The sequence below is a fragment of the Rahnella sp. BIGb0603 genome (assembly GCF_024808755.1).
Classification (GTDB): domain Bacteria; phylum Pseudomonadota; class Gammaproteobacteria; order Enterobacterales; family Enterobacteriaceae; genus Rahnella; species Rahnella contaminans.
Genome location: NZ_JANUEX010000003.1, coordinates 393,883 through 411,811 on the forward strand (window position 1 = coordinate 393,883; position 17,929 = coordinate 411,811).

Annotated in this window: 17 protein-coding genes; 13 read left to right on the top strand and 4 right to left on the bottom strand. The window is 54.2% G+C overall.

From position 1 onward, the window contains the following. Positions 1-47: 47 nt before the first annotated feature. The 3 genes from M2403_RS10330 (at position 48) to M2403_RS10340 (ending at position 1,811) form a co-directional block, all read left to right on the top strand. A complete protein-coding gene (locus tag M2403_RS10330) occupies positions 48-848 on the top strand; it encodes a sulfite exporter TauE/SafE family protein (RefSeq protein WP_152324410.1) in 801 nt (266 codons plus the stop codon). 102 nt (positions 849-950) lie between these two features. Then, positions 951-1,508 (top strand): elongation factor P hydroxylase, encoded by a 558-nt coding sequence (locus M2403_RS10335; protein WP_152324409.1) that lies wholly within the window; start codon positions 951-953, stop codon positions 1,506-1,508. 24 nt (positions 1,509-1,532) lie between these two features. Then, positions 1,533-1,811, top strand: coding sequence for a YfcL family protein (locus tag M2403_RS10340; protein ID WP_152324408.1), 279 nt, complete (start codon positions 1,533-1,535; stop codon positions 1,809-1,811). Between the two features lie 74 nt (positions 1,812-1,885). Here the strand turns inward: M2403_RS10340 and mnmC are convergent, their stop codons facing one another. Beyond that, positions 1,886-3,916: a bifunctional tRNA (5-methylaminomethyl-2-thiouridine)(34)-methyltransferase MnmD/FAD-dependent 5-carboxymethylaminomethyl-2-thiouridine(34) oxidoreductase MnmC gene (mnmC, locus tag M2403_RS10345; RefSeq protein WP_259229089.1), complete on the bottom strand. Its 2,031-nt coding sequence runs from the start codon at positions 3,914-3,916 to the stop codon at positions 1,886-1,888. Positions 3,917-4,085: 169 nt separating this feature from the next. Between mnmC and fabB the strand changes: the two genes are divergently transcribed. The 4 genes from fabB to M2403_RS10365 all read left to right on the top strand — a co-directional run bounded on the left by fabB (position 4,086) and on the right by M2403_RS10365 (position 8,767). Then, positions 4,086-5,306, top strand: a complete 1,221-nt coding sequence (gene fabB, locus M2403_RS10350; protein ID WP_101076146.1) for a beta-ketoacyl-ACP synthase I — start codon at positions 4,086-4,088, stop codon at positions 5,304-5,306. A gap of 131 nt (positions 5,307-5,437) precedes the next feature. Beyond that, positions 5,438-5,911: a DUF2946 domain-containing protein gene (locus M2403_RS10355; RefSeq protein ID WP_259229090.1), complete on the top strand. Its 474-nt coding sequence runs from the start codon at positions 5,438-5,440 to the stop codon at positions 5,909-5,911. 88 nt (positions 5,912-5,999) lie between these two features. Next, entirely contained in the window at positions 6,000-7,478 is a 1,479-nt protein-coding gene (locus M2403_RS10360; protein ID WP_259229091.1) for a PepSY domain-containing protein, read from the top strand. A gap of 164 nt (positions 7,479-7,642) precedes the next feature. Then, on the top strand, positions 7,643-8,767 hold the full coding sequence (locus M2403_RS10365) for an SLC13 family permease (protein ID WP_259229092.1): 1,125 nt from the start codon (positions 7,643-7,645) through the stop codon (positions 8,765-8,767). Here M2403_RS10365 and M2403_RS10370 read toward each other — a convergent pair. After that, positions 8,760-10,235: a PLP-dependent aminotransferase family protein gene (locus tag M2403_RS10370; protein ID WP_259229093.1), complete on the bottom strand. Its 1,476-nt coding sequence runs from the start codon at positions 10,233-10,235 to the stop codon at positions 8,760-8,762. The genes M2403_RS10365 and M2403_RS10370 overlap by 8 nt on opposite strands. Before the next feature lie 100 nt (positions 10,236-10,335). On the opposite strand from M2403_RS10370, the gene M2403_RS10375 reads away from it, so the two are divergent. Next, complete coding sequence (locus tag M2403_RS10375; RefSeq protein ID WP_217153884.1) at positions 10,336-10,791, top strand: rhodanese-like domain-containing protein; 456 nt, start codon at positions 10,336-10,338, stop codon at positions 10,789-10,791. A gap of 8 nt (positions 10,792-10,799) precedes the next feature. Here the strand turns inward: M2403_RS10375 and flk are convergent, their stop codons facing one another. Together flk and M2403_RS10385 are read right to left on the bottom strand one after the other, a co-directional pair. Continuing rightward, on the bottom strand, positions 10,800-11,849 hold the full coding sequence (flk, locus tag M2403_RS10380) for a flagella biosynthesis regulator Flk (RefSeq protein ID WP_165058323.1): 1,050 nt from the start codon (positions 11,847-11,849) through the stop codon (positions 10,800-10,802). A 231-nt stretch (positions 11,850-12,080) separates the two neighbouring features. Next, positions 12,081-12,986, bottom strand: a complete 906-nt coding sequence (locus M2403_RS10385) for a DMT family transporter (RefSeq protein WP_165058321.1) — start codon at positions 12,984-12,986, stop codon at positions 12,081-12,083. Between the two features lie 128 nt (positions 12,987-13,114). On the opposite strand from M2403_RS10385, the gene M2403_RS10390 reads away from it, so the two are divergent. The 5 genes from M2403_RS10390 to M2403_RS10410 all read left to right on the top strand — a co-directional run bounded on the left by M2403_RS10390 (position 13,115) and on the right by M2403_RS10410 (position 17,827). Beyond that, positions 13,115-13,921 (top strand): helix-turn-helix domain-containing protein, encoded by an 807-nt coding sequence (locus M2403_RS10390; protein ID WP_259229094.1) that lies wholly within the window; start codon positions 13,115-13,117, stop codon positions 13,919-13,921. Positions 13,922-14,010: 89 nt separating this feature from the next. Beyond that, positions 14,011-15,138, top strand: coding sequence for a 4-phosphoerythronate dehydrogenase PdxB (gene pdxB / locus M2403_RS10395; protein ID WP_152324398.1), 1,128 nt, complete (start codon positions 14,011-14,013; stop codon positions 15,136-15,138). A gap of 117 nt (positions 15,139-15,255) precedes the next feature. After that, complete coding sequence (locus M2403_RS10400; protein WP_165058317.1) at positions 15,256-16,266, top strand: aspartate-semialdehyde dehydrogenase; 1,011 nt, start codon at positions 15,256-15,258, stop codon at positions 16,264-16,266. A gap of 2 nt (positions 16,267-16,268) precedes the next feature. Further along, a complete protein-coding gene (truA, locus tag M2403_RS10405) occupies positions 16,269-17,099 on the top strand; it encodes a tRNA pseudouridine(38-40) synthase TruA (RefSeq protein WP_259229095.1) in 831 nt (276 codons plus the stop codon). 59 nt (positions 17,100-17,158) lie between these two features. After that, positions 17,159-17,827 (top strand): DedA family protein, encoded by a 669-nt coding sequence (locus M2403_RS10410; protein WP_152324395.1) that lies wholly within the window; start codon positions 17,159-17,161, stop codon positions 17,825-17,827. Positions 17,828-17,929: the final 102 nt, after the last annotated feature.

Genomic DNA, 17,929 nt, shown 5'->3' on the forward strand with positions numbered 1-17,929 from the left:
CAACGTTTCAATACCTCTTCGCCACGTAAAGCGGGACTGATAGAAAAATGGACTGGTTGATTGTTGCCCCCTGGGTAGTAGGTGTTCTGTTTTTAGTAGCGTTAGTGGCGGGATTTATTGACTCAATCGCAGGCGGGGGCGGCCTTATCAGCCTGCCTGCATTGCTGGCAGCCGGGGTATCTCCGGCCCAGGCGATTGCAACCAACAAGCTTTCGGCGGTAGGCGGTTCTTTCTCCGCCAGCCTGTATTTCGTGCGCCGGAAAGTGGTGGATCTTAACGATCAGAAGCTCAACATTGCCTGCACGTTTGTGGGGTCTGTGCTGGGAGCGATCCTGATCCAGCGCTTACAGGCCGATATGCTGCGTCAGATCCTACCGCTGCTGATCATCTGCATCGGGCTATATTTCCTGCTGACCCCGAAGCTGGGCGAAAGCGATCGCCAGCGACGTCTTTCTGCGCTGCCTTATGCGCTGGTCGGTGGCGGCTGCGTCGGGTTTTATGATGGCTTTTTCGGCCCCGGAGCCGGTTCGTTCTACGCATTAGGCTTTGTGACGTTATGCGGTTTTAACCTCGCTAAAGCTACGGCGCACGCCAAAGTTTTGAACTTCACCTCAAACTTTGGTGGTCTGCTGTTCTTCATTCTGGGCGGCAAAGTTGTCTGGGGATTAGGATTTGTGATGATGGCAGGGCAGTTTATCGGCGCGCGTCTCGGCGCACGCATGGTGCTCACCAAAGGCCAGAAGATGATCCGCCCGATGGTGGTGGTCGTTTCGGTGGTGATGAGCTGCAAACTGATTTATGACAATCATGGTGCAGAAATCCACCAGTGGTTAAGCCTGCATTTATAATGTCAGCAGCAGCAAAATGCTTGCCTGAAGTCATGAAAATACGCGTTTAAACAGGGGTATATTGTCGCCCCTGATCTTACTTTAATGAGTTTCACTGCAATTATGTCTGATTCGACTGCAACACATAACTATCATCAATTGATCGACATTTTTGATTCCTGCTTCTTTGAGGAATTTAACGTTCGCTTAGTGAAAGGCGACGAAGAACCGATCTATCTGCCTGCTGATGAACAAGAACCGTTTAACCGCATTGTGTTCGCACACGGTTATTACGCCAGTGGCATGCATGAAATTTCGCACTGGTGCGTGGCCGGTGCTGAGCGCCGCAAGCTGGTCGATTTTGGCTACTGGTACTGCCCCGACGGTCGTGACGCACAAACGCAAAGCGAATTTGAAAAAGTGGAAATCAAACCGCAATCTTATGAATGGCTGTTTTGCGCGGCGGCGGGTTTTAATTTCAACGTCAGCTGTGACAATCTGAGCGGCGATTGCGAGCCGGATCGCGTGGGCTTCCAGAATAAAGTCCGCGAAGAAGTGCTGCGCATGCTGGAGCAGGGCATTCCTGAAAGACCGGCGCGCTTTATTAAAGCGTTACAATCGTTTTACAATACGGCCCCTTTGACGCCTGCAGATTTCCCTGCATTGCAGCCGGTCGAATAAGAACTGAATACGAGAGGAAGAGTGATGATCGCAGAATTTGAAACGCGGATTTTAACGCTGATCGACGACATGGTCGAAAGCGCCAGCGACGATGAATTATTTGCCAGTGGCTATCTGCGAGGCCATCTGACCGTCGCGGTTGCCGAGGCGGAAGAGAATGGCGAACATACCGCCGAAGCGCTGAAAATTCGTGTTCAGGATGGGCTGGATAAAGCCATTAAAGCCGGAGAACTTTCGCCGCGCGATCAGCTTCTCGTGCAGGGGATGTGGGAAAATCTCTATCAGGCTTCCCTGCCAAACTAATCTTTTTTTCAGTAAAAATAAGCGCAGTAGCGGATTAACCGGCTGCGCTTTTTTATTGCCTGAGAAAGAGCAAATTATTGCGATTCGACCGGACGGCCTTTCAGCAATTTTCTGACCCACATACGGTTTGGATTGAGAGCTGCCAGCGTTTCGCTGTCCAGAGGTATGGGCTCACCGGCGATTTGCGCGGCCAGAATTTCTGCTCCAAGCGGCGCGGAACTCAGTCCGCGTGAGCCGAGCGCGCCAAACAGGAACAGATTTTCGTATACCGGTGCAGGCGCAACCGGACGGTTGCGCTTAACATCCAGATCGAGCTTTTGATAGCTTTCCAGCAGCGCGTCGTAATCAGACACGGAACCAATCATCGGCAGGTGATCGCGTGTTGCACAGCGTACGCCGTTGCGGGCTTCACCTTCACGGACATCCACGTCATGCGGCCATTGCTGTTGTGGCAGACAGTTAATCAGGCGCTGACGGTTTTCCTGCTGATCGTCTTCGCGGTAATCCGTACATTTATCGGCGCGATGATAGCTGGCACCGATGCAATGATGCTGGTTCTGCGGGCTGACTGGCGTCATATAACCGTCGTAACACAGCACCTGCTTCAGCTTGCTCAGCGCCGGTGTGGTCGGAATATGTGAAACCTGACCGCTGACCGCGTAAACCGGGAGTTTTTCACTCTGGGTGAAATCAGTGATATCCGCGCCGTTTGCCAGCACCACGGCCTGATGACGGGTTTCATGTCCGTCAGCAAACTTCAGCGTCCAGTTTTCGTTTGCATCGCGGCTTAACGCCGTGACCCGCTGAAGATAATGCACCGCTAATCCCTGCGTTTGCGCCAGTGCGAGCAGCGAGGCGGTCAGTTCCGCCGGACACAACCATGCACCGAGCGGATACGTGATGCCGCCGCTGCCGCACGGCAATCCGCATAACGCTTCTACATTTTCTTCGCTCAGCCCCTTTGCCAGTTCTTCCGGCCAGCCACCTTTAAGTATGCCGTCAATTTTGCCCTGACTTTTTTCGTCATAACCGAGCTGCGTCACGCCGCTCCAGCCGTGGTCAAAAGGTACATCCTGCTTTTCCAGCTGCGCATACTGACGGCGGGCGAAGGTGAAGGCGTGCGCAAAGAAATTTTCCAGTGTGTCGCCACGGCCATTGAGCAGCGGATAAACAGCGCCCTGACGGTTACCGGATGCGCCAAGCGCCGGTTTTTCATCGGCGCAGTACAGCGTTACGGCATAACCACGACGCAAAAGCGCCAGCGAAAGTACGGCGCTGGCGACGCCGCCGCCAAGAATCGCAAATTCAGTGGCATTTTTAGCGGGCGGGCGGAAATACCACGGCGCAGGATGAGGAATATCAATTCCTGCAGGCAGAACGCCGGATAACATATGCCGCTTTTCACCGAATCCGGGCACTTTTGCGATGTCGAAACCGGCGTCCTGCAAGCCGCGGCGTACAAAACCGGCCACGGTAAATGTCGCGAAGGTGCCTTGCGGACGAGTCATTTTCGCCATCGAACGGAAAAGTTCTTCCGTCCACATGTCCGGATTCTTTGATGGCGCAAATCCGTCCAGAAACCAGGCATCGACCTGCTGATTCATACTGGTGTCACATGCGGGCAGCAGGGTAGTCACATCGCCGAACCACAGGTCGAGGGTGATACGTCCGTCCGCCAGCAGAAGGCGATGGCAGCCGGAAAAAGCCATCGGCCATTGTTCGCAAAGTTGTGCTGAATACGCGGCGAGTTCAGGCCATTGCCTATGCGCTGTCGCCAGATCACGGGCAGACAGCGGGAATTTCTCGTAGCTGATGAAATGCAGGCGTTGCAGGGTGGCGTCGGGATGTTCCTCGCCAAAAGCGTCGAAGGCCTGCCACAGTGACAGAAAGTTCAGGCCAGTGCCAAAACCAGTTTCGGCAATAATGCAAAGCGGGCGAGGATGGGCGGAAAAACGCGCCGGAAAATGGTTGCCGTTGAGAAAAACATGACGTGTTTCCAGCAGGCCGCTCTGATTGGAAAAATAGACGTCATCAAAATGTCGGGAAACAGGTGTACCCTGTTCGTTCCAGCTTAATTCAGCGGGCGTGATCGGGCTGTGGCTCACGTGAAACTCTCTCAGTTCAAGGCGATGCCGGAGTTTAACGCTGCGTTTGACCTCGCGCAAATTTACCGCGATTTACACAAGGAATTGCTGATCGGACTTGTTCGGCGTACAACTGTACGCTAGAGTGCGTGACGAAATCCCAAATGGTGAATAGTACAAGAGGTATTAAATGAAACGTGCAGTGATTACTGGCCTGGGTATCATCTCGAGCATCGGTAACAACAAGCAGGAAGTTCTTGCATCTCTGCAGGAAGGTCGCTCTGGGATCACCTTCTCGCAAGAGCTGAAAGATGCCGGGATGCGTAGTCACGTCTGGGGTGATGTCAAATTAGACACCGCAGGCCTTATCGATCGTAAGATTGTGCGTTTCATGAGTGATGCCTCGATCTACGCTTACCTGTCCATGCAACAGGCGATTGAAGACTCCGGTCTGACGCCTGAAATGGTCTCCAACGAACGTACCGGCCTGATTGCAGGTTCCGGCGGCGGTTCTCCACGCAATCAGGTTGCGGGTTCTGACGGCATGCGTGCCAAAGGCCTGCGCGGCGTTGGCCCTTACATGGTGACCAAAGCGATGGCTTCCGGCGTTTCTGCCTGCCTGGCAACTCCGTTCAAAATTCGTGGCGTTAACTATTCCATCAGCTCTGCCTGTGCAACCTCTGCTCACTGCATCGGTAACGCGGTAGAAATGATTCAGCTCGGCAAACAGGACGTTGTCTTTGCCGGTGGCGGTGAAGAACTGTGCTGGGAAATGGCGTGTGAGTTTGACGCGATGGGCGCATTGTCCACCAGCTACAACGAAACCCCTGAAAAAGCTTCCCGTACCTACGACAAAGCGCGTGACGGTTTCGTCATTGCAGGCGGCGGCGGTATGGTCGTGGTTGAAGAGCTGGAACACGCTCTGGCACGTGGCGCACACATTTACGCAGAAATCGTTGGCTACGGCGCAACGTCTGACGGCGCAGACATGGTAGCTCCATCTGGCGAAGGCGCAGTGCGTTGCATGAAAATGGCAATGAACGGCGTGGATACCCCAATCGATTACGTTAACGTTCACGGGACTTCTACCCCAGTCGGCGACGTGAAAGAACTGGGTGCAATCCGTGAAGTGTTCGGTTCCAAAACCCCGGCACTGTCTTCCACCAAAGCCATGACCGGTCACTCTCTGGGAGCCGCTGGCGTTCAGGAAGCAATCTACACCCTGCTGATGGCTGAGCACGGCTTCATCGCGCCAAGCATCAACATCGAAAACCTTGATGAGCAGGCAGAAGGCATGGACATCATCACTAAACCGACTCAGCGCGAGCTGACGACTGTGATGTCTAACAGCTTCGGCTTCGGTGGCACCAACGCCACTCTGGTGATGCGTAAGCTGAAAAACGACAAATAATTCCTGTCGTTAAGCTAAAAATAAAGCCTGCTTTCGAGCGGGCTTTTTTACGTCCGTTGTTTATCCCTTCTGTTATATCTCAACAATTCAGGTACAATTTCGCCGCTTATTATTTTCACCTTGTTGACATAATGCTCTCACTCCAACGCCTTCATCACCGACATCGGCACTTCCCGGCCTGGCTGGGTATTGTGGCGATTTTGATGTTGTTTATCGCACCGGTGGTTTCTAAATCACGGGTGGCTGAGGGTGCGCAGCACATGATGATGCCCGGAATGGTGATGTCCGATATGGACATGCCTGACGGGGAAATGGCTGATATGGGGGGGGCAGACACCGAAACATCAGGTGAACATTGCCATCCGCAAGCCTGTAAAACGGCGCAACATGACACCGTGAAAGGGCTGATTTCCGGCGACATGAGCGATGCTGCCTGCGGTTATTGTGTGCTGCTGGCGCATTTACCGCTGCTCGGTTTGCAGGCCATGTCGATGCTCTGGTCGCTGGAGCTTTCCAGCCGTGCGCCTCCGCGTTCTCTCAAACAACGTTATGTACCTTCGCTGTTCTTTACCGATTCACAACCCCGCGCTCCGCCTGTTTTCTGATCTTCCCTTTTTAAGCCATTTCTTTTCAGGTTAACGACGATTTTTCGGCGTTAGCGATGTGCTATTTGAAATTCAGGAAATCAGATTTATGAACCAGCCTGCGAACCTGCGTGCAAACACAGGGGAAAAACTGTCTGCGCAAACCGCGTTTCTCGCCTTGTTGCGGCGTCTGCATTTTTATATAGGCCTCTTTGTCGGGCCGTTTATTTTCGTCGCTGCGCTGACCGGCACGCTGTATGTGCTGACGCCGCAGCTCGAAAATTACCTGTATGCGGACGCGCTATTCACCGATTCACAGGGCGCATCACAGCCGCTTTCACGTCAGATCGCGTCGGCGACAAGAGTGGCAGGGGTAAATCCAAAAATTTATGCCGTCAGACCTGCGCCGGAACGCGGAGAGACCACGCGGGTGATGTTTTCTGATCCGCAACTGGGCGCATCCAAAAGCCGGGCAATATTCATCGACCCGGTGACGCTGGCGGTAAAAGGCGACATGACAGTTTACGGAACCAGCGGGATTCTGCCATTCCGCACCTGGCTGGATGATTTACATCGCGGGCTGTTACTGGGCGATATTGGCCGCGTGTACAGTGAACTGGCCGCCTCATGGTTATGGGTAGCCGCGCTGGGCGGTGTCGCGCTCTGGTTCACCGGACGCCGAAAACTCCGTACGTCACGCAAACTGAGCGAAAAAATTGAAAAGCAGCAGCGCAGCCGCCACTGGCACAGCACGCTGGGCGTGATTCTGCTGGCAGGACTGTTGTTCTTTTCCGCAACGGGGCTGACGTGGTCGCAGTGGGCAGGGGACAATATTGGCGTCTTGCGTGCCTATATGGGCTGGATGACACCGGCGGTCAAAACCAGTTTATCTCCTGAGTCAGTGGCTGCTCCTGCAAATGAACATGCAGAGCATCATGCGCATATGGATGAGATGCCGGATATGCCTGGCATGAATATGTCAGGAGACAAGATGCCCGCCTTACCGGCTGCCGTGGCGGTTTTCGCACTCACTTTCGATGGCGTTGTTAAGGCGGCAAGGGCGTCAGGTATTGAGGCGCACCGGATAGAAATCCGCCCGGCTTATACTGCCGATAAAGCGTGGACGGTGACGGAAGTTGACCGCAGCTGGCCGACACAGGTTGATGCGGTTTCGGTCGATCCGGTTTCATTACAGATTACCGACCACGTGCGTTTTGCGGACTTCCCTCTGCTGGCGAAACTCACGCGCTGGGGCGTGGATGCTCACATGGGCATCCTGTTTGGCATCTGGAATCAGGTCATTCTGGTTGCTTTTGGCACCGGGCTTTGCACGATGATTGCCTGGGGATACCGGTTGTGGTGGCTGCGCCGTCAGGGCGACGTCGGCAGCAGCAGCCCGGCCATCACCTTGTTGCAAACCTGGAAACGGGTGCCTTTTGCCTTGCAATGCCCGATAGCGCTGGTCACTCTGGGTTTAGCAATTTCCTTGCCGGTCATGGGCGGCAGCCTGCTGATATTCCTGCTGATTGATATCGTGCGCTGGCAGCATCAGAAAAAGGCGCTGAAAACGGCTTCAGCCCTGAGCTGAATTCGGGCTTTTTAAGCCGAATTCTCTTCCGGCGCTGCAATATTTGCAGCGCCGGTTTTTTATTTGCGTGATGCCTCGGGGAAATCATTTTTGGAGTGGCAGCGATTAATTTCTTCGGGTAACGTCAGCGCATCGGATAACCGGCTTTTTAATTAAGAAAAACCATGCTTATAACGGCTTTCAGCACAGTTTTTAAACCCTTTCTACGCGACAGATTCTTGCATCTTCTGGTGTTGCTGGGCGTCGTCCTGACGCTGTTCCAGACTGAGAAAATCATGCAGTTTCCGCTGTTCGTGGACTGGGACACCATCATCACCTTGCTCGGCCTGCTGATGCTGACCAAAGGCGTGGAAGTCAGCGGCTACTTTGATTTTGTTGGCCGCAAGATGATCAATGCCATCGACAATGAACGCCGGCTGGCACTGTTTCTGGTGATGGCGGCGGCGGTGCTTTCCACGTTTATGACCAACGATGTGGCACTTTTTATCGTGATCCCGCTGACGATCACGTTGAAAAAACTGACGTCGCTGCCGGTTACGCGGCTGATTATCTTTGAAGCGCTGGCGGTGAATGCCGGATCCTTACTCACGCCGATTGGCAATCCGCAAAATATCCTCTTATGGAATAAATCCGGCCAGTCATTCCTGCATTTTATCGGGCAAATGGCTCCGCTGGCGCTGGTAACGCTGGTTGCATTGCTGATTGTCACCGGCTTTTGTTTCCCGTCGCGCAGCCTTAAAAAAACGGCGAACAATCAGGGCTATCCGTTTCAGAAACGCCTTTTAGCCAGCTGCGGCGTGCTGTATGTCGTGTTTATTGCCTGCGTGGATCTGGGGCTGGCGCTGTACGGCTTACTGGCGGTGATTTTGTGTTTTCTGCTGCTGGCGCGAAAAGTCCTGCTGCGGATCGACTGGCCGCTGATCCTGGTGTTTATCGTGATGTTTATCGATGTACGCCTGATTGTCGGATTAGACGTTTTACAGCCGGTCTTCGCGCGAATTAACGGGCTGCCGGATTACGGACATTATCTGCTGAGCATCGGTTTATCTCAGGTGATCAGCAACGTTCCGGCGACAATCCTGATGATCAACTATCTGCCTTCCGGCCCGTTACTCGCTTACGCTGTGAACGCCGGTGGCTTTGGTCTGGCGATGGGATCGCTGGCTAATCTGATTGCGCTGCGCATGGCGAATGACCGAAAGATCTGGCTGAAATTTCACTTTTACTCTTTCCCGTTTCTGCTCTTCAGCGGTCTTACCGGCTGGTTCCTGCTTCCGTTAGTCAGCTGATCGCGCCGGTATCGAGAGCGGCCAGCCGGTTAACGGCGAAGGTGATTTCAGCGGGCGTAAGGGCAGAAAAGCCCAGAAGCCAGCCATCACGATGCAGCGCATACGGTTCGCTCTGATTGAGAAACAGCGGTGAAAGCCGCGGTGTTTCAACCCCCGCTTTTGCGGCCAGTGCGCTGAGGCGCTGCTCTTGTCCTGCGGGCAAATGCGCCGCAAGCTGTAAGCCTCCGGCTGCAACCTGCGGGGTCAGCCAGTCAATTTTTTGCCGGATTTGCTCCAGCAGATGATCGCGGCGGCTGTGATAAAGCTGACGGGAAAGACGCAGGTGCGAGGCGAAATGGCCGCTTTGCATAAATTCAGCCGTCACCGCCTGCATGAGCTGTGAAGAATGGCCGTCACTGACGGTGCGCAGCGTCACCATCGGTGCGACAAGTGACGGAGGCAGCACGATATAAGCCAGACGCAGCGACGGGAATAAAACCTTCGAGAAGGTGCCCAGATAAATAACCTGCTGATGCTTATCCAGCCCCTGCATGGCCGGAAGCGGGCGTCCGTCGTAATGCAGTTCGCTGTCGTAATCATCCTCGATGATCCAGCTTTCGTGACGTCTGGCGTAATCCAGCAAATGCAGGCGTCGGGGCAGACTCAGGCTCACGCCCGTGGGGTAATGGTGAGAAGGCGTGAGATAGATCAGGCGCGGCGAAGGAGAGTCGGCAGCAGGATTGATGCCCTGTTCATCCACCGGTATTGCACAAAGTCGCGCGCCGGCGCTGGTAAACGCATTACGCGCTCCCGGATAACCGGGTTCCTCAAGCCAGACCGTATCGTTGGGATCAATCAGCAACATCGACAGCAGTTGCAGCGCCTGCTGGGAACTGGTGGTGATCATGATGTGATCAGCGGAACACCGCACACCGCGTGACTGTTGCAGATAACCGGCAATCGCCTGGCGAAGGGGCGAATATCCCTGCGGATCGCCATAACCCAGCAAACGTTCGCCGTGCGTGCGCAGCTGTTTAGCGGTGATTTGCTTCCAGACTTTCAGGGGAAACGCGCGTAAATCCGGGGAGCCCGCTGCAAAAGCCTTGGGGAACAGCGGGTCGTTGCAGCCGCCGGTTGCCACAATATTCCGGCCACGTGCTGAAAGCGTGGAAAGTTTCGCTGGTGCGCTGCCGTTCGCACGCGGTGCGGAAGGGCGGGGAAGCGACTGGCTGACGAACGTGCCTTTTCCGGTCTGGCGCTGCAAATACCCTTCGGCCTCAATCTGCGCATAGGCTGCTTCCACTGTAATACGTGAGAGTTTTAAATCGGCAGCCAGCATTCGTGAAGAAGGAAGCCGCTGCCCGACAGCCAGCGCACCGGTATTAATGGCCTGCCGCAGAACCGTGCAAAGCCGGTCGCGCAGACCGGGCATTTCGCCCGCGTTTTCAAAAAGAGTAATCAGTGCTGACGGTTGAGGCAGGATAGTCATAATGGGTCTTATTGATGGACGTAAATTGGTATTAATCATAAGGCCAAAACAAGAGATGATGGACCTGTTTTCAACACAGTAAATTGCAGAGGAAAATTTTATGTCACAGAGGTCTTATGTTCTGGCTTACGAACCGCCTTCTCCCGAAGTCAGCGCAGCCTATTTACAGTCAAAACTGAGCTTTTATACCGATGCCGCGGATGTGGCAGCCGATTTACAAAATGGCGTGACCGGAATTGTGGTTATTGATACCCGTTCTGCTGAACATTATGCGCGCGGTCATGTGCCCGGTGCGGTCAGTTTTCCGCATAAAAATATGACGGCAGAAAGCACCCTCGGCCTAAATAAAGACGTCGTGTATGTGACGTATTGCGACGGGATTGGCTGTAACGGTTCTACGCAGGGCGCGTACAAACTGGCGAAGCTGGGGTTTCGCGTGAAAGAAATGATCGGCGGGCTGGATTTCTGGACTCGTGACCGGCATCCGGTCGAGAAAGGCGAAGCGCGCGGAGTTTATCCGGCGGACTCCGCCCCTGAAGATTGCGGCTGTGCGTGAGCAGCGTCTTAAAAGACCGCCCACAGTAGCAATACGACGACCACAAAAGCGATAAACACTAACGGTTTGCCGCCGAGCGCTTGCATGGAAGGCGGCAACATGGCCACGAAAGGATTCATGATCGGCTGCGGATCGGTACGTGAGACGGTGGTAAAGCTGTCATCGATGTCTTCCGCGTGCGGGGAGCGGTCAACGCGCTGGCTGAACAGTACGCCAATCAGGTCACTGACCTGAACCGGCGTCAGCGGCGTGGATAACGTCGCGCTGAAACGGTTTTCGACATACTCGGTGAGCTGACGTATTTCATGCGTGCTGGCCGGTTGTTTCAGTACACTCAGCAGTGTTGTCAGCGTCGGCGCAGTGGTTTGCTGGCTGAGTGACGCTTTTACCTGCATGAACTGGCTTAACAGCTGAAAATGCTTAGCCGGGATCGAATCGCCGACTTTTACGCCCACCAGATTGAACAGTTCCTGCCAGACTTTGACCGGCGCTTCACCGGTAGCCGCGCTGAGACGTGTGACCAGTTGTTGCAGGCTGTTATGTTCCGCAGGCAGCAGGGGGCGATCGGTGACCGGCGTCTGCTGAGGTTGTGGAATATTCATCTGGCGTGTCTGGATCAGATCCAGCACTTGCTGAAGCTGCGGATGCGTCAGCTGGCTCAGAACAGTATGACCAAAGTTCTGGCGAATAAAATCACTGACGGCCTGACGATTATTGCCCTGCGGCAACAGCTCGGTCAGCTGCAACATCAGCTGGCGGGTCGCGTGGCTGTCCTGCGCCTGAGTCAGTTTCCCCTGCAACAACGTTTGCGCCTGAGGAAATTGTGATGAGGTGATTTCCGCACCATGAGGCAGCGAAAGATCGTGGCGCAGGTTGGCCCAGATCTCAGCAGATTTTATGGGAGTCAGCGCCATCAGTTTCACAATCAGCTTTTCCAGCGTGGTGCGCTGTGCCGGTGTGAGCGGTAATTCGCCTCCCGGTTTAACCGGAACGGTCTGACCCTGGGGCTGTGTTCTGTTGTCGCCAACCGGCATGCCCGGGCCGCTCAAAGGTTGCATATCACCGTCCTTCGCTGGAAATTTAAACGTCGCTTGATGAGTAAGCGCGGCGCAAAGCGCAGAAGCGCCTCATCATACCTGCAAAGTGTTTTAACCGACACCGTGAATAGCAGCCCGGTGAACATTCATGAGGATATTGTTTCTGAAAACGGTGGGTAAAAACATCTTACTGTACGCAAAAGCGTAAAAGGGGAAGGTGCCATCCCCCTGAACGGGGGATGGCAGAGAGGTTTAACGCGTTTCTTTGTGCCGTTCGCCGGATGTGCGGCCAAACAAAGGCTTACGCAGACGCTGTGCAAGGATAACCCCGACCAGCGTGATGCCGCCGCCGATCAGATGGTAGCTTTGCAGGTGTTCATGCAGGAACAACACCGCAATTATTGCTGTGAAAATGGGTGACAGGTTCATGAAAATAGAGGCTTTGTTCGCGCCGAGGCGGATAACGCCCTGTATCCACAAAAAAGGCGCAATGATTGACGCGGGGATCCCCGCGAAAACCACCAGCGGAATATTGTGTATGGTCAGGCTGACATCTTTCGCCATCAGGAAGTTAGGCAGCAACAGTAAGACGCCGAAAATTATCTGCACATACAACGACTGCCAGTTCGGCAGCGGGATCGCCCATCGTTTGGTCAGGACGCCATACAGCGCGTAGGACGCCGATGCGGCAAACATCATCAGCTCACCGGTGCCGATACCGTGTTGCAGCAACTGCGCCGGATCCCCCGCACTGACCAGCCAGATTAATCCGCTGAGAGAAACAATGCTGCCCACGGCCACACCGACCGTCGGTACCACGCTCAACATAAACAAGCTAATCAGAACGGTCAGCAGCGGGATCAGGGAGTTAAGGATCCCCATAAACAGGGCGCTGACGCTGTGCGCGGCGTAATACGCCAGGCTCTGATAAAGCACCATTCCGAGCAGGCCAAGGATCAGCAGTTTCCACCAGTATTGTCTGACGGCTTGCAGGTTACGCAGAACGCCGGGCAGGACAAAAGGCGTTAGCGTCACCAGCGCCAGAAGCCAGCGGTAGAAAGAGATAGCAGCCGGGTCTATCGTACCTGAGGCTGCCTTGCTGACGACCGCATTCAGTGACCAGATCAGCACGGCCAGCAGCGGAAAAAGTACATTCATTGGAAATTGTCTCTGAGTAAATCGTAACGCAAGTGTACGATTGTCTTATTTGTTAGAGATAACGATAATCAGACAACTGTTCACGCAATTAAGACAATTGCAGTATTGCTCACAGACAATAGGGTTTTATGCCAACTCCACGTGCTTCATCTCAGCATTCGTCGTCTCCCCGCTATTATCCGCCGTTGCCGGAAAAAGTGCCGGTGACACTGTTGTTTCGCGGCGAGATTGTTGAAGGGAATTCCGAGTATGTTCAGCATTCACATCCGTGGAGCCAGATTATCTGCGTGAAGTCCGGCGTTCTGGCGATGCTGGTCGGGGGGAAGCGCTATCTGGCACCACGCGAGTTTGCGATCTGGGTGCCCGCCGGCGTGGAGCATTCCAGTTATAACCGCAAAACGACGCGATTTTGTGCGATTGATATCGCTCCGGCGCTGAATCAAGATCTGCCTTCCACGCCGTGTTTGCTGACGCCGACGGCCATTTTCAATGCGATCGCTGATGACTGCTTTTCGCGCAATATGTCGGAGCCGGTCACCGAAGCGGACCTGCGCATGTGTCGCGTGCTGCTGGATCAAATCAGTCTGGCACCGCGTCAGAATACCTATCTGCCCACTTCCGAAGATAAATTGCTCTCGCCGGTGCTGAGTGCGCTGGAAAAAAATCCGGCGGATAATACGCCGCTGGCGCAATGGGCGACGCAGGTTTATACCACCGAACGGACGCTTTCGCGCCGCTGCCAGCAGGAGTTAGGCATGGGATTTGCGCCGTGGCGTCAGCGGTTGCGCTTTCTGCATGCCATCTCGTTGTTAGAGCAGGGTAAAACCGTACATGAGATTGCGCTGGATGTAGGATATAGCTCGGCGTCGGCGTTTATTGCCATGTTCCAGCACATTTCCGGCACCACGCCACAACGTTTTCGTAACGACAGGTAAACCCGGTTGGGATCTCATTTCATATCGTGGCAAAATCAGTGTCCTCTTTATTTTCTATTCTTTCTTAGGCCTTGCTGCCGGAGACAAACGTGAAAATCCTGGTTGATGAAAATATGCCGTATGCCGTCGAGCTTTTTAGCCGGCTGGGGAACGTGCAGGCCGTGCCTGGCCGCCCAATTCCACAAGATGCGCTCAATGATGCTGACGCGCTTATGGTGCGGTCCGTGACGAAAGTGAACGAAAGTTTGCTGGCAGGAAAACCGGTGAAATTTGTAGGTACCGCAACAGCGGGTACCGATCACGTTGATGACGCATGGCTTGCCACGCAGGGTATTGGCTTCTCGGCGGCGCCGGGTTGCAATGCGATTGCGGTAGTGGAATATGTCTTTTCTTCGCTCCTGATCCTTGCGCAGCGCGATGGTTTTCAGCTGCGCGACAAAACGGTCGGGATCATAGGCGTCGGTAATGTGGGTTCGCGCCTGAACGCCCGTCTGGAAGCGCTGGGTGTCCGTACGCTGCTTTGCGATCCGCCGCGCGCCGATCGTGGCGATGCCGGTGAATTCTGGCCGCTGGAAAAACTGGTCGCCGAAGCCGATATTCTGACGTTCCATACTCCGCTGAACATGTCAGGCCCTTATGCCACGCATCATCTGGTCGACGCGGATTTACTGGCGCGTCTGCCGGGTGACCGTATTCTGATTAACGCCTGCCGTGGTGAAGTTGTCGACAACGCCGCGCTGCTTGAAGCACTTAACGGCAGCAAAAAACTGACCGCCGTGCTGGATGTCTGGGAACCGGAACCTGATTTATCGCTGGCGCTGCTGGATAAAGTCGCCATCGGGACGGCGCACATTGCCGGTTACAGTCTGGAAGGCAAAGCACGTGGCACCACGCAGGTTTTCGAAGCGTTCAGCCAGTTCATCGGACAACCGCAAACCGTGCCGCTGGAATCCTTACTTCCTGCTCCGGAATTTGCCGAAGTGATGCTCAGTGGCGCGCTCAGCGAAGCCAAACTGCTGCGGCTCATCCACTTAGTGTATGATGTGCGCCGCGATGACCGGCCTTTGCGCCGTGTGGCCGGGAAACCGGGCGAATTCGATAAGCTGCGTAAGTTCTACGAAGAACGTCGTGAGTGGTCTTCTTTGCGGGTGATTTGCGACGATGCAGCAACTGCTGATGTGCTGAAAAAACTGGGCTTTAACAGCGTTACGGGCTAAGCCTTAACGCGCCCTTAAGCTTTTTAGCCTACAGTGACGCGATAACTATTTGAAAGCAGGGCGGTGATTATTCATCGCCCCTTGTATTTTGTACTTTTATTTCTGGAGAATACCAACATGTCTGATGGCTGGAATATTGCGCTGCTTGGCGCGACGGGTGCAGTCGGTGATGCGTTACTGGAATTATTGGCTGATCGTCAGTTCCCGGTTGGTGAGCTCTTCCCGCTGGCCAGCGACCGCAGTGCGGGTCAGACCGTGCGCTTTAATGGCAAAAGCCTGCGCGTGCAGCTGGCATCCGGGTTTGACTGGTCCCAGGTTCAGCTGGCGTTCTTTGTTGCCGGTACCGAAGCCTCGACGTTGTATGCCGAAGAAGCCGCCAATCAGGGGTGTCTGGTGATTGACAGCAGCGGTCTGTTCTCACTCGAAAACGATATTCCGCTGGTGGTGCCGGGCGTGAACCCGGACGCGCTGTCCCATTATCGTAACCGTAATATCGTGGCGGTTGCTGACAGCCTGACCAGCCAGCTTCTGACGGCGATCAAGCCGCTGACCGAACAGGCCGGTCTTGCCCGCCTGCACGTCACTTCTCTGCTCTCTGTTTCCGCGCTGGGCAAAGCCGCCGTGGACGATCTGGCCGGGCAAAGCGCCCGTCTGCTCAACGGTATCCCGGCAGAAGAAGGTATTTTCACTAAGCAGCTGGCGTTTAACCTGTTGCCGCTGGTGAGTGACGAAGAGGGTAGCGTTCTTCAGGAACGTCGTCTGGTCGATCAGGTTCGCAAAGTTCTGCAAAATGACGGTCTGCCAATTTCCGTCAGCTGTGTGCAGTCACCGGTATTTTACGGCCATGCGCAGGTTGTGCATCTTGAAGGTTTGCGTCCGCTGTCTGCGGAAGAGGCGCGTACTGAACTCGAACGTATCGATGATATCAGCCTCAGCGAAGAAGATGATTTCCCGACACAGGTCAGCGACGCTTCCGGTAACGCGAATCTGAGCATCGGTTGTATCCGCAATGACTACGGTGTGCCTGAATTACTGCAATTCTGGTCAGTGGCTGACAACGTGCGTTTCGGCGGTGCCCTGATGGCGGTTGAGACCGCAGAAAAACTGATTAACGAATACTGGTACTGATAATGTCCGATGATGTAATTGCTGACGTCGCGGCTCCGGTTGTTGCGGGTCGCGTGGCGTTAGGCATTGAGTACAACGGCAGTGAATATTACGGCTGGCAGAGACAGCAGGGCGCGGCGAGCGTCCAGGAATGCCTGGAAAAAGCCCTGAGCCGCGTGGCAGATGCGCCAATTGTGGTGCTCTGCGCCGGGCGTACCGACGCGGGTGTCAGTGCCACCGGGCAGGTGGTGCATTTCGATACGCCGGTTTTGCGCAAAGATGCCGCATGGACGATGGGCGTCAATACCCATCTGCCGAAAGATATTGCCGTGCGCTGGTGTGCCAGTGTTCCTGAAGATTTTCATGCACGCTTCAGCGCCACGGCACGCCGTTATCGTTACGTAATTTACAATAATCGCTACCGTTCGGCGATTTTGCATACCGGTGTGACGCACGTCCACATGCCGCTTGATGTGGAAAAAATGCAACTCGCCGGGCAGGCATTGCTCGGGGAAAACGATTTTACGTCGTTCCGTGCGTCCCAGTGCCAGTCGCGCACGCCCTGGCGTTATGTGATGCATCTGAATGTCAGCCGCCACGGTAATTATGTGGTGGTCGATATCAAGGCGAATGCCTTTGTACATCATATGGTGAGAAATATTGTTGGCAGCCTGGTCGAAATCGGTGCAGGAAATCAGCCGGTAGGCTGGATGGCAGAATTGCTGGCAGCGAAAGATCGCAATCTGGCTGCGGCGACCGGAAAACCGGAAGGGTTGTATCTGGTATCTGTTGATTATCCTGAGAAATTTGCATTACCTCAGGTCAGTATGGGCCCCTTGTTCCTGGAAGATTAGGGAACAGTACACGTGATTTTTACGCCACGTTTTTAAGAATACATGGGACGGTAAATCAAATGAGTTTTATCCACTTTATTATTGATTTTATTCTTCATATTGATGTGCATTTAGCGGAGCTGGTTGCGCAGTATGGCATCTGGGTTTACGGGATTTTGTTCCTGATCCTGTTTTGTGAAACGGGTCTGGTGGTGACGCCGTTTTTACCGGGCGACTCGCTGCTGTTTGTGGCTGGCGCGCTGGCGGCATTGCCGGGTAATGACATTAACGTACATGTGATGGTGTTGCTGATGGCAATTGCGGCGATCCTCGGCGATGCGGTGAACTACACTATCGGACGGGTGTTTGGTGAGCGGCTGTTCAGCAATCCGGATTCGAAAATTTTCCGTCGCAGTTATTTAGACAAAACGCACAAGTTTTACGAGAAACATGGCGGCAAAACGATTATTCTTGCGCGCTTCGTGCCAATCGTCCGGACTTTTGCGCCGTTTGTAGCGGGTATGGGGCATATGTCCTACCGACACTTTGCGGCCTATAACGTGATTGGTGCGCTGATTTGGGTGCTGCTGTTTACCTACGCGGGCTACCTGTTTGGCGATCTGCCAATTGTTCAGGAAAATCTGAAATTACTGATTGTTGCCATCATCGTGGTTTCTATTCTGCCGGGTGTGGTAGAAGTCTGGCGGCACAAACGCGCAGCGGCGAAAGAAAAGCGTCAGCAGGATTAATCTGCGGCGATTTTTTGCGCAAGCGCTTTAAAATTTAAGACATTAAACCAGAGGGTGGACCAGTTTTTTATCCACAGTGTCTGGCCGTTATGGTTTAATGAG